This window comes from Salinarchaeum sp. Harcht-Bsk1, assembly GCF_000403645.1.
In the GTDB taxonomy this organism is placed as follows: domain Archaea; phylum Halobacteriota; class Halobacteria; order Halobacteriales; family Salinarchaeaceae; genus Salinarchaeum.
Genome location: NC_021313.1, coordinates 1,772,821 through 1,785,177 on the forward strand (window position 1 = coordinate 1,772,821; position 12,357 = coordinate 1,785,177).

The 12,357-nt window shown below is 70.1% G+C and carries 10 protein-coding genes; 6 read left to right on the forward strand and 4 right to left on the reverse strand.

All coding sequences use genetic code 11. The annotated features are described in order from the left end of the window. Nucleotides 1–130 precede the first annotated feature (130 nt). The 3 genes from L593_RS08010 (at nt 131) to L593_RS08020 (ending at nt 6,053) form a co-directional block, all read left to right on the forward strand. Entirely contained in the window at nt 131–3,538 is a 3,408-nt protein-coding gene (locus L593_RS08010) for a PKD domain-containing protein (protein WP_020446446.1), read from the forward strand. Between the two features lie 155 nt (nt 3,539–3,693). Next, entirely contained in the window at nt 3,694–4,839 is a 1,146-nt protein-coding gene (locus L593_RS16150) for a hypothetical protein (RefSeq protein WP_020446447.1), read from the forward strand. 188 nt (nt 4,840–5,027) lie between these two features. Continuing rightward, nucleotides 5,028–6,053, forward strand: a complete 1,026-nt coding sequence (locus tag L593_RS08020; protein WP_020446448.1) for an alcohol dehydrogenase catalytic domain-containing protein — start codon at nt 5,028–5,030, stop codon at nt 6,051–6,053. Between the two features lie 24 nt (nt 6,054–6,077). Here L593_RS08020 and L593_RS08025 read toward each other — a convergent pair whose 3' ends face one another. Next, entirely contained in the window at nt 6,078–6,488 is a 411-nt protein-coding gene (locus L593_RS08025) for a hypothetical protein (protein ID WP_020446449.1), read from the reverse strand. 184 nt (nt 6,489–6,672) lie between these two features. Between L593_RS08025 and larE the strand changes: the two genes are divergently transcribed. Next, entirely contained in the window at nt 6,673–7,611 is a 939-nt protein-coding gene (larE, locus tag L593_RS08030) for an ATP-dependent sacrificial sulfur transferase LarE (protein ID WP_020446450.1), read from the forward strand. A 35-nt stretch (nt 7,612–7,646) separates the two neighbouring features. Here larE and L593_RS15965 read toward each other — a convergent pair whose 3' ends face one another. After that, a complete protein-coding gene (locus L593_RS15965) occupies nt 7,647–7,799 on the reverse strand; it encodes a hypothetical protein (RefSeq protein WP_187292604.1) in 153 nt (50 codons plus the stop codon). A 330-nt stretch (nt 7,800–8,129) separates the two neighbouring features. Here L593_RS15965 and L593_RS08035 point away from each other — a divergent pair, with 330 nt between their 5' ends. After that, nucleotides 8,130–10,019, forward strand: coding sequence for a hypothetical protein (locus L593_RS08035; RefSeq protein ID WP_144060729.1), 1,890 nt, complete (start codon nt 8,130–8,132; stop codon nt 10,017–10,019). Between the two features lie 66 nt (nt 10,020–10,085). On the opposite strand, the gene L593_RS08040 is transcribed toward L593_RS08035, so the two are convergent. Together L593_RS08040 and L593_RS08045 are read right to left on the reverse strand one after the other, a co-directional pair. Further along, on the reverse strand, nt 10,086–10,403 hold the full coding sequence (locus tag L593_RS08040; protein ID WP_020446452.1) for a hypothetical protein: 318 nt from the start codon (nt 10,401–10,403) through the stop codon (nt 10,086–10,088). A 68-nt stretch (nt 10,404–10,471) separates the two neighbouring features. Continuing rightward, nucleotides 10,472–10,927 carry a DUF5807 family protein gene (locus tag L593_RS08045; protein WP_020446453.1) on the reverse strand — a complete coding sequence of 152 codons (456 nt, stop codon included), beginning with the start codon at nt 10,925–10,927 and terminating at the stop codon, nt 10,472–10,474. Nucleotides 10,928–11,384: 457 nt separating this feature from the next. Between L593_RS08045 and L593_RS08050 the strand changes: the two genes are divergently transcribed. Next, nucleotides 11,385–12,353, forward strand: a complete 969-nt coding sequence (locus L593_RS08050; RefSeq protein ID WP_020446454.1) for a C-terminal binding protein — start codon at nt 11,385–11,387, stop codon at nt 12,351–12,353. Nucleotides 12,354–12,357: the final 4 nt, after the last annotated feature.

Here is a 12,357-nt window from a genome sequence, read left to right on the forward strand (position 1 = left end):
TGCACGGAGTACCCGCAGTCGCTCCCCGGAAGCGAGTGATTGCCGCTCCATCCATGTGTCCCCTCACCGGTTTCCCCGACCGTACCGACGCCGAAAACAGAATATACCCCGATCGCAGGCGGTGTGGACCATGACGAGCGACCTGCGCCGCCCTGGGAGCGACGGATCCGAGGGCCGTCGCAGCCGGCGGGATCGGAATCTAGCGTCGACGATCGGCGCGCTGGTAGCGATCTCGGTCGTCGCACTCTGTCTGGCCGCGGTCCCGGTCGCGGTGACCGCCGACTCGCACGCGAACGGCTCGGACCCCTACGTGATCGAGCAGGGTGACCAGTGCGTCGACGTCGACCCGATCACCAACACGAGCCAGACCGTCGTCGACTTCTACGACTACCGGTCCCCCGACACGACGCCGAACGCCACGACCTACAGCTCCTACGGCACCACGGCGTACCAGGCCGACAACACCAGCGTCCTCATGCTCTATCGCGGCTCGGAGGGCACCAGTCTCGTGATCGTCCACGAGAAGCTCCACGAGCCCGACACCGAGGGAACGAACGGCAGCTCGGCGACGTTCAACGTCACCGGAATCTCGAACGATGGTGACGGTTGGGCCGTCGAGGACGATAACTACGACGCACAGGACGACCAGTTCGACCACTACCCCACCTACAGCGAGATCGACTGGGTCTGGAGCCGGGGCCGGACCGACGGTGGCGCCTATCGCGGCCTCGACGGTGACGTCGAGATCGGCATCGACCCCGCCTTCAACGAGTCCGCCGACCTCCGCTACGACGACGAGTACGCCGGCTACGTCCACGACTGGCAGGTGATCACAGCGACCGAAGACGGATTCGAGCGCGTCTCCCTCGACAGCCTCACCCAGGAGGTCACGGTCCAGGACGGCTACTGCGCCCCGCCGCCGAACGCCAGCCTCGCGGTGAGCAACGCCACGCCAGAGGCCGGCCTGACGAGCGTGCCCCTCGACGCGAGCGACTCGAATTCCTCGACGGGTATCACCGAATACCGCTGGGACCTCACCGGCAACGGGAGCGCCGACGAGGTGACCAGCGACGCCACGCTCGAGCACACCTTCGCGTCGGCCGGCGAGCGCGACGTCGCGGTCACCGTCGTCGCCGGCGACGGCCAGACCGACACCGCCGCGGTCGCCGTCAACGTCACCGACAGCACCGCGCCGACCGCCGAGATCGACGCGCCTCTCGCGGCGGTCGTCGACGAGCAACTCGCCATCTCCGGCAACGACAGCAGCGACAACGACCGGATCGCCAGCTACGCCTGGACGTTCGGCGACGGGACGAGCGCCACCGGCGCGACCGTCGAGCACAGCTACGCCAGCACGGGCGTCTACAACCTCACGCTGACGGTCACCGACCCGTCGGACCACGAAGCGACCGCGAACCAGACGGTGACCGTGAGCCAGGCGCCGCCCAACGCCTCCCTGTCGGCGCCCGGACAGGCGACCCTCAACGAGACAGTGCTGCTGGACGCCAGCGGCACCGACGCCGGCCCGAACGCGACCTACGAGTGGGTGATCGACGGCACGACCGCGAACGTCACCAACGCCTCGACCTACGAAACCGCATTCGCGGCGCGCGGCACACACGACGTGAGCGTGGCCGTGACCGACGACGGCGGCTTCGACAGCGCGAGCGCCACGATCGACGTCTACCGACCGCTGAACGCGAGCCTCGACGCCACGCCGCTGAACGTCACGGCTGGCGAACCGGTGGCCTTCGACGCGAACGCCTCGACGGGCAACGTCACCCGCTACGAGTGGGCGTTCGGCGACGGCGCCACGATCGCAGACGGGAACGCCACCGTCGAGCACGAGTACGCCGCGGCCGGCGAGTACACCGCCGAGGTCACCGCCGTCGGTGCGACCGGCGCGACCGATTCCACCACCGTCACCGTCGACGTGACCCCCGCGCCGGGTCCGACTGCCCAACTGTCGGCGCCCGGCGAAGTCGCCGTCAACGAGACGGCGACGCTCGACGCCAGCGGCTCCGAGGCCGGCCCGAACGCGACCTACGAGTGGTCCGTCGACGGCGAGGTCCTGCATACCACCAGCGAGCCGACCTACCAGACGAGCTTCACGACCGCCGGCGACCACGAGGTCGTCGTGACCGTCACCGACGCCGGGAGCACCGACGACGCGAACGCGACCGTCAGCGTGGTGAACGAGTCCGACGGTGGCGACGATTCCTCCGGCGGAGGCGGCGACGACTCGGACGACGGTGGCGGCGGGGGCGGTGGCGGGTACGGGCCCCCACCCGTGGACCCGCCGGAACCGGAGGAGCCACTCGAGACCTCGGTCGCGGTCGAGAACGGGACGATCGTCGTCATCGCCGAGCACGTCGACGCCGGCGAGGCCTTCGTCGTCGACGTTCCGACGAACCTGACGACCGGGACGAACGCGACGGGTGGCGCCACCGGCAGTCCGAACGCGACCGGAGGCGCCAACGACAGTTCGGACGCCGCGGGTGGCGTCAACGGCAGCAGCCCGAACGCGAGCGCGACTGCCGGTGACCTCGACGCAGTCACGCTACGATCGGTCGAGATCACGCCCACCTCGGACGCGGAGACGCTCAGGGTCTCGTTCACCCGGGCTGATCGTGCCGTCCCCGGCCGGTTCGTCCGCACGCCGGCGTTCCTCTCGAACGCCTCGGTGTCCCTCGCGTCGATCCGCTACGAGGTCGGGGTCGACCGCACGACGATGTCGGCGGCAGGCGTCTCTGCCGACGACCTGACCGTCTACGCCGACGACGATGGCTGGACGTCGGTCGAGACGAACACGTCCGTCGCCGGGCCGGACATCGTCGTCTCGACCACCGTCGACGGGACGACGCCACTCGGCGTCGGCGCAGTCGGGCCGGTGCTCTACGTCAGCGACGTCCGGACGGCCGGCGTCGTCGCGGACGGGTCGTTCCCCATCGCGACGACGGTCAGGAACACCGGCAGCGACCGCGGCGACGTGTCGTTGCCGATCCTCGTGAACGGCGAGCCACTCGCGACGGTCACGGTTACGCTCACGCCAGGCGAACAGACCGTCGTCGAGTCCAGGGTACCGATCGACGGCACGCGGAACGTCACCGTGGGTGCCGTCGGGCTCCGACGAACCCTCCCGGTCGTCACGATCACCGACTTCTCGGCCCGACCCGCCGAGCCAGGCCTGAACGAGACGGTCACCGTCGAGGCGACGCTGGTCAACCGCGGGAGCGGAGCGGGCGCGTTCGAGGCCGTGCTCCGCCGCGACGGCGTGGTCGCGGCGACCCAGACCGTCTCCCTCGCCCCCGGGCAGCGGACGACCGTGACCTTCCGGCAAATGACCTCGACGGCCGGAACCTACCGGTTCACCCTCGGGAACGTCACCGAGACGGTGAACGCCTCGAGGCGGTCCCGCTTCACCGGCGGCGGGAACGGCGAGACGCAGAGTGCGGTGCCCGGCTTCGGCGCGCTGACGGCGATGACGGCGCTGGCGGCGCTGTTGCTCGTCGGGATCCTTCGGCGTCGACGGGCGTAACGACGCTACCGACCGCCGTCGTCGGACCGCTGGCGATCCCGGTTAGCAGTGTACTGCCACCGGCGGCCGCTCCATCTGGTCGGCACCGGCATTTTTCCACGTCGGCGTGGAAGCTACGGTAGCACCCGTCGGTCCCTCCGCTCTCCCCTCCACACATGTCCACCGACGACTCCATGCGCTCGCGCGTGCCTGGGAGCCGCTGGAAACTCTGGCTCCTGCTCGACGCGAACCGGTGGGCCGTCGCGGGTCTCCTCCTGGGTGCGATCTTCGCCGCCCTCGCCCTGTTCGTCGCGCTCGACCCGGCGTCGCTGGGGTCGGCGATCGCGAGCTCCGATCCCGTCGAGACGCTGTTCCAGGGACTGTTGACGGCGATCGTCACCGGCGTGACGCTCGTCGTGACGATCAACCAGCTCGTGCTCTCCCAGGAACTCGGCGCCGTCGGCGATCAGCGCGACCGGATGCAGGGGTCCCTCGAGTTCCGCGACGACGTGGCCGTCCAGCTCGAGGAGCCGGTCAGCCCGCCAGAACCCTCCGCGTTCCTCCGGTCGCTCCTCGAAGCGACCGCGGACCGCGCCCGCGAACTCCGCGCCGCCGTCGCCGACTGTCCCGATCCCGAGGCCCGGGACGAAATCGCGCACTACGCCGACGAACTGATCGAGAACGCAGCCACCGTCGGCGACGACCTCGAGGGCTCGCAGTTCGGCACCTACGATGTCGTCCAGGCAGCCCTGGGGTTCAACTACTCGCTCAAGATCTTCGAGGGCAAGCGCCTCCGGGCGCTCTATGGTGGCGGCGCCGACGACGAGCCGATGCCTGACGACGAGCAACTGCCCGAAGAGGACGCGCAGAGCCCCGAAGAGGATGCGCAGAGCCCCGACGACGCGCAGGTATCCGGCGACGCTGCCCAGGCGGTGCTCGACGAGCGGGCACGGGCGGCACTCGACGACGTGGTCACGCTGCTCGAGCAGTACGGGCCCGCTCGCGAGCACGTCAAGACGCTGTACTTCCAGTGGGCGCTCGTCGACCTCTCCCGGGCGATGCTCTACTCGGCCGTCCCCGCGCTCGTCGTCACGATCGCGAGCATCCTGACGCTCGACAACGCCGGCTCCGTCGGCGGCTCCCTGTTCGGCGTCGCGAACCAGTCCTGGGTCGTGTTGCTGGCGGTCACCGTCTCGTTGGCTCCCTTCGCGCTCCTCCTCTCGTACGTCCTCAGGATCGCGACCGTCGCGAAGCGGACCCTCTCGATCGGGCCGTTCGTGCTCCGGGACAGGGACGGGACCGGGGACGTCGAACAGTCCTGAGCAGTCGGTCGGCGACGGCGATCGCTGGGGCCGGCGGCCGCTGCAGGCGGCTGCCGGGTTCCCGCATCGGCGCCAGCTTTGAGACCGTCCGGTCCGTCGTTCGAGCCAGTGATCCCCTGCGAGTCGCGCCGACGATCGATCGACGACGCCGGACGACCACCGACGCGACCGGGAGGTGCCGCGTAGCCGTGCGCGCGGCGACGCTCACGGACGTCGGCGACATCGCGGTCGAGGAGCGCGACCGACCGGTCCCGGGCCCCGAGGAGGTCCTGGTCGAGGTCGGCGCCTGCGGCGTCTGCATGACCGACTTCCACATGTACCACGGGACGTTCGCCGCCGATCTGCCGGTCGTCCCCGGCCACGAGGCCGCCGGCGAGGTCGTCGCGGTCGGCGACGACGTCCGGGCCACCGCGGTCGGCGAGCGGGTCGCGGTCAACCCGACGGTGGCCTGCAACGCCTGCTCGGCGTGCAAGCGCGGCGACACCCACCTCTGTGCGAACAACACGTCGATCGGGGGCGCCGCCGACCGCGTGATCGACGGCGCCTTCGCCGAGTTCGTCCGGGTGCCGGCGAGCAACGTCGAGCCGATCGGTGACCTGCCGGCGGCTGCGGCGGCGCTCGCGGAGCCCCTGGCCTGTTGCGTCCACGGCGCGGATCGCACCGGGCTCCAGCAGGGCGATAGCGCGGCGCTGATCGGCGCCGGGCCGATCGGCCTCTTGCTCGTCCAGACGCTCCGCAATCGCGGCGTTTCGCCGATCGCGGTTTCCGAGCCAGACGACGAGCGACGCGCGCTCGCCGCCGAGTTCGGCGCCGACCTGGTCGTCGATCCGACCGAGACCGACCCCGTCGAGACGATCGCGACCGAGGTCGGCCGGGTCGACGCCGCGATCGAGGCCGTCGGCCGCGTCGCGACGCTCGAACAGGCCCACGACCTGACCGGGCCCGGTGGTGCCACGCTCGTCTTCGGCGTCCCGCCGGAGGACGCGAAATTGGAGGTCAGGCCGTTCGAGGTGTTCTTCGAGGAGGTCGACCTGCGGGGCAGCTACTCGCTGACGCAGGCGTCCTTCGAGCGCGCCGTGGAGCTCATCCGGCGCGCCCGGATCGACACTGCGTCCCTCGTTACCGACGAGATCGGTCTCGGGGAGCTCCCGGCGGCGTTCGAGCGGATGGAGCGCGGAGAAGGGTTGCGCCACGTCGTGCGGCCAGGCAGGTGACCCGCTCCGCCATCGGTTCGCACGTCAGACGGCCTCCCGGAACGCCGGGCGCTGGACGACCAGCGGCACCACGAGGAACGCGAGGACGACGGCGATCACGTAGTTCACGATCCCGCCCAGGACGAAGTAGCACGCGAACGCCGCGAGGCCGAGCCAGTAGCTCCTCGGGCGCACGTCGAACAGCCCGGCCGCGGCGACCAGCCCGAGTGCCCCCGCTCCGACGGAGAGCGCGGCCATCGCGACGGGCGCGAGTTCGAACACGACCACGCCGCCACCGGTCGCGACCTGGAGTACGGCGTTGAGCACCGCCAGGCTGCCGAAGCTCCCCAGGACGACCGCCGCGAAATTGATCGCACCGGAGGCCTTGCCCCGGTGAATCCAGCTTCCGTCGTTGTGCGTGACCAGGTCGGCCGGTCCGTCGGTATCGCTCGCCATTCTATCCTGTACGTCGGGACCTGTGAAAGAAATAGGTTCGCCCGCCGACGGCGCGTGCCTAGGACGACCACCGCGCCACCGCCGCTCCACCGACCTGCTGCCCGAATAGCGGTCGAGCCGTGCGATTCTACCGGTCCCGGAACGAGCAACGGGCTTTTCCTCGCTCGTCACCGATCGGTGTCCAATGACCACGGCCGCAGAGAAGGCAGCCGCTGCGCGCGAGTCCATCGCCGAGCGCGACGGGGGCGTCCTGATCGCGTTCTCCGGCGGCGTCGACTCCGCCGTCGTCGCCGCGCTGGCCCACGACGCGCTCGGCGACGACGCCGTCGCCTGTACCGCCAAGAGCGAGACGCTCCCCGCGGCGGAGCTCGACGACGCCCGCGAGGTCGCCGACGCGATCGGCATCCGCCACGACGTCGTCGAGTTCTCCGAACTCGACTCGCCGGACTTCGTCGCCAACGACGAGGACCGCTGTTACCACTGCCGGACCATGCGCCTGGGCCGGATGTACGAGCACGCGAAGGAACTCGGGATCGAGACGGTCTGTGACGGCACCAACGCCTCCGATCCCGGCGAGGGGCACCGCCCCGGCCTCGAGGCCGTCGCGGAACTCGACGCCACCTCGCCGCTCCTCGACCACGACATCTCGAAGGAGGAGGTCCGCGAGATCGCTGCACAGTACGACCTGCCCGTCGCCGACAAGCCCTCGATGGCGTGTCTCTCCTCGCGGATCCCGACCGGCCTCGAGGTCACCGAGGAGCGCCTGACGCGGATCGAGAAGGCCGAGCGCCTCCTCCGGACCTGGGGGTTCGACCAGTTCCGCGTCCGGGACCACGACGGCCTCGCGCGGATCGAGGTCGGGGAAGACGAACTCGAGATCGCACTCGATACCGGGTTCGCACAGGCCGCCCGCGAGCACATGCTCGACCTGGGCTTCGATCACGTCACGCTCGACCTCCAGGGCTACGAGACGGGGAGCGTCAGTCCGGGCGACGACGCCGCGGAGGCCGGCCCCACCGGCGAAGCGTCGGCCGGTGCGGAGGACGACGCGGCAACGGCCGCCGGCGACGACGAACCGCTCGTCGAGGACGTCTTCGACGTCGACTACCCGACCTCGGACTGATCCCGCTGCTGGCGGTGGCCCGCGGCGTCGACTCCTCAGGTCGCGGCGCCCTCGTCCGCGCGCTCGACGTCGTAGTTCTCGCCGATCTCGTTGGTGTTCTCCTCGTCGGCGAGTCGCTGGGCCTCCGAGCGACTCTCGAAGGGACCGGCGATCCGATCGCCGAAACACGTCACGTAGTAGACGGGCATGGTTCCCTCAGCGTGCCCGCTCGAAATAACGGTTGCGGGCATCGAGGGCTCCTTTGCAGGCAGCGAGGGCCACTTTGGGGCAGTGGGTGCCGCTTAGCGGGTAGCGGAGGGCCGCTGCAGCCGGATGCCGCCCCGAGGGTAGCTCTCCGTGCCTGGCGGGCACGACGTACCTAGGGTCCGGTTACTTGCCGATCGAGGGCCGGGTATCGTCAATGACAGCGCGACGCCCGTCCCGGCGGCCCCGGGCGACCGACGCCGAAGGCGCCAGTCGACTGGATCGAGTAGCTGATGCCCGCCGCCGATCCCCGGCGGTGGCAGGAGGTGGCGTCGATGCCCAGTAGTCCGCGACGACGCGCGCTCCTGAAGGGAATCGGCTCGGCAGGCGCGGCCGGCCTCCTCGCCGGCTGTTCGGGCGTCCTCTCCGGCGGCGGAGGGGGCGATGGCAGCCCCAACAACAGTAGTAGCGGCTCCGGGAGCGGCACCGGTGGCCAGGGCGGGAGCGGTGGGACGGCACACACCGCCGACGTACAGGTGCCGACCTGTACCGATCCGGAGACATTGACCCGGGACGACCTCAACGGCGGCGCGACGATCTCGGCGGGCTGCTACCGGGTGGACTCGAACCACGAGATCGACAGCGGGCAGCTCACCCTCGAGTCCGGCGTCGTCATCGAGTTCGCGGCCGACGCCGGCCTGAAGTTCACCGGCGGCACGCTCCTGACGACCGGGACGCCAGCCGACCCCGTGTTCCTGGTCGGGGAAACCGCCCAGCGTGGCTTCTGGCAGGGGCTGCGCTTCGAGGGGAGCACGGCGGACACGAACCTGCTGGAGAGCGCCGTGATCGCCCACGCTGGCAGCGAACTGTGGCACGGCGGCGATATCTCGCGAGCGGGGCTGTTCGTCCGCGACTCGATCATCGAGCTAAACAATTCGACGATCCGGAATCACCGCCGCTCCGGGCTCACGGTCCCCGACGGTGCCGTCGACCTTTCGGTCTCGAACACCGTCTTCGAGGCCAACGAGCGACCGGCACGCCTCCACCCCGATCTGGTCGGCGACTTCGAACCTTCCAACGTCGTCCGGGACAACGACGACGATCGGGTGAAGGCGGCTGGCACCGGCTCGGGCGATACGATCACGACCGACCAGATCTGGCAGTCCCCGGGCGTCCCCTTCTACGTCACGAAGAATCTGACGACGGAAGCGTACCTGACGGTCGACCCTGGTACGACGATCGAGTTCAAGGCGGGCAAAGGGCTCGACGTCAACGGCGGCACGCTCAGGGCTCCGGGCACCGCCGAGGACCCGATCACTGTCCGGGGCGAGGAGAGCGGCCGCGGGACCTGGCAGGGGCTCCGGTTCGTCAACACGGTCTCCGCGGACAACCTCCTGGAGCACGTCGTCGTCGACGGCGCCGGTGACTCGCTGTGGCACGGCGCCGACCGCTCGAAGGCCGGCGTCTACGCCCAGAACGCCGACGTCCAGGTCACGATCCGCAACTGCACGTTCGAACGCAACGCCGTCACGGCGCTGACCGCCGACGGCGGTGGCGAGGACGGCGCCGACCTCACGGTCGAGGGCTGCTCGTTCCGGGACAACGCCGTCCCGATGCGGCTGAGTGCGGACCTCGTCGACGGCGTGGCAGCGAGCCAGTCCTTCGAGGGCAACGACGGGAGCTACGTGCTCGTCGGCGCGACGGGGTCCTCGACGCGAGTCACCGCGGACGCGACCTGGGCGGCCCTCGACGTGCCCTACCGACTGACGCGGCACTGCCGGTGCCACGCTGGCCTGACGATCGAGCCGGGCACCACGGTCGAGGCCGCGGCAAAGAAGGGGATCTACGTGCCGGAGGGATACCTGACGGCGGACGCCAGCGGTGCCGACCCAATCACCTTCACCGACGCCGCCGACGCCGAGGAGAACTGGCGGGGGATCAGCGTCAACACCGCCGCCTCCGAGAACCGCCTCGACGACGTGGTCGTCGAGAACGCCGGCAACGGCCTCTGGACCGGGAACTGGGACTCCCACGCGTCCATCTTCGTCTACGGCGGCGAGGACAACGGAGAACTCCGGATCCGAAACTCGACGATCCGCAACAGCGCCGGCCACGGCATCGCGAAGGCCGACAGCGGCGTCCTCTCGTGTGGCAATTTACAGTTCGAGAACGTCGCCGACAGCGACGTGTACGAGATGTACACCGGAGCGATCAATCCCTGCTGAGTCACGCAGCGGGCGGCTGTCTATCCTTGCCCGCCGAGACGGTCTCGGTCGCCGGCCGATGCAGCGCTAGTCGACGGTTTTCTGCTCGTTCTCGATGCTCTGTTTGACGTCGCGGGCGGCCTCGGCGATCAGATCGAGCTGGTCGGCCGCCTCGCCGTCGAGTTCCTCGCCGTACTGGCCGTGGAAGGTGAGGAGGAGTCCGGTCAGCGCCTCCAGCGACTCGTTCTTCCGGTCGATGAGGCGCTGCTGGGCGCTGAGCATCGACTCGACGCTCTCGAGGAGGTCGGCGTGCTGGCGATATCGGTCCGCGACCTGCTCGTCCTCCGCCTCGGCGGCGCGGCGCTTTGCCTCCTCGATCTGCACCCGGAACTGCTCGATACCCATACTCGGTGGGCGGCGCGCGCCGGGGTTAGGTCTTTCTCCGGGGGTCCGCCCCGATCGATCGCCCGGGATCAGGTCTCCCCGCGCTCGCCGGCGACCCAGTTCTGGGAGAAGGCGGCGCCACAACTGCAGTGGGCGTAGGCGTGAATGACGTCGCCCTCGGCGTACCGCCCGCCGACCTCGGGGTTCTCCTCCTCGGCGAAGGCGAACACGAATCGCGGCTGGTGCTCCTCGGGGTCGGGCGTCTCCTCGTCGTCGGCCTTCGGGCAGGTCGCGTCGGTCAGGTCCCGCGCAATCTCGCCCTCGGTCTTCATCGCCTTGCCGGCGAAGCCCATCGCGTCCATCTCCGTCGCGGACTGGAAGACGCTCCGGCCGGTCTCGCCGTCCATCACGAGCAGGACGCCGCCCGGCACTTCCTCGCCGTACTCCAGCAGCGGAGCCGGGTCGTCGAGCACCCGTTCGCTCAGAAACAGGGCGACGTCGTCGGGCCGCTCGCCCGCCAGAAACTCCGCACGTGCGTCGGTCATGGCCGCATTCGGGCCGATGGCCGCAAAAGGTCGGCGGTTCGTGGGCACGCCTCCGACTCCTACGCGATCGATTCGGCGTTCCAGCGGGCTTCGCGAGCCTCCGCACTCTTATCGGGCGGGACTGGAAGGGGCCGACCGGTCGCGTTCGCTCACGAAGGTGAGCCGAGCGGAGCGAGGCGAACGTCGAAAGACGAGCGAAGCGAAGTCTTTCGGAATAAGCACCGCAGGTGAAGGAGCGGAGTCCTGTCGAGCGAAGTGAGACAGGGCTCGGGAGAGGAGCGGAGCGAGTCTCCCGGCGCGACCGAGCCGAGGAGCGCAGCGAGTGAGCGAGCGAGAGCGGGAGGGGCTTCCAGGCTGTTCGCACTCGCTGCGAATCGCGCGCCAGCGGCTCGAACCGCTCGTTTCCCTGGCCGGTACCCACAGTCTCAGGACCCCAGGGTCCAACTCCCAGGCAAGAATGCCCACCGTCGTCCACAGCGACACGGAGATCATCGACGCGGAACTGCTCGAACGGGAGCTCGGCGATCGCGCAGCGATCGAAGCCCGACACACCAGGACGGAGGCCGCCGTCGCGGACGCGCTCGCCGACGCCGCCGTCCTCGTGCTCGACGACAAGTCGCCGGTCACGGCCGACGTGCTCGCCGACGCTGAGGACGTCGCGCTGATCGCGAGAGCGGGCACCGGCGTCGACACGGTCGACCTCGAGGCGGCCGCCGAGCACGGGATTCCGGTCACGAACGTCCCGGCCTACGGCACCGAAGCGGTCGCGACGCACGCCATCGGCCTGCTCACGAGCGTCTGGCAGGCGATCCCTCGGCGCGACCGCGCCATCCGGGACGGTGACTGGGACTGGGAGGTCGGGCGTCCCGTCCCGCGGCTTCCGGAGGCCACGCTCGGCATCGTCGGCTTCGGCCGGATCGGCCGTCGGACCGCCGCGTACGCCAGCGGCCTCGACCTCGACGTGCTCGCCTACGATCCGTACGTCGACGCCGACGAGATCGAATCCCACGGCGGCGAGAAGGTCGACGACCTCCACCACCTTGCCGCCGACGCCGACGTCCTCTCGCTGCACGCCCCGCTCACCGCGGAGACCGAGGGGATGATCGACGCGGACGTCTTCGCTACGCTCCCGGAGCACGCCGTCCTGGTCAACACCGCCCGCGGGGACATCGTCGATCAGGACGCCCTGCGCGAGGCCCTGGATGCTGGCGAGTTGCGGGCCGCCGCGCTCGACGTCCTCGAGGAAGAACCACCGGGTGAGGAGCCGCTGCTCGATCGCGACGACGTCGTCACGACCGCGCACGCAGCCTGGTACTCCGAGGCGTCCCGGCGCGATCTCAACGAGACCGTCGCACGGCAGGTGCTGGCGGCACTCGACGGCGAGGACCCCGAGCACCTCGTGGATCCCGACGCGGCCTGGCTGTAGCTCG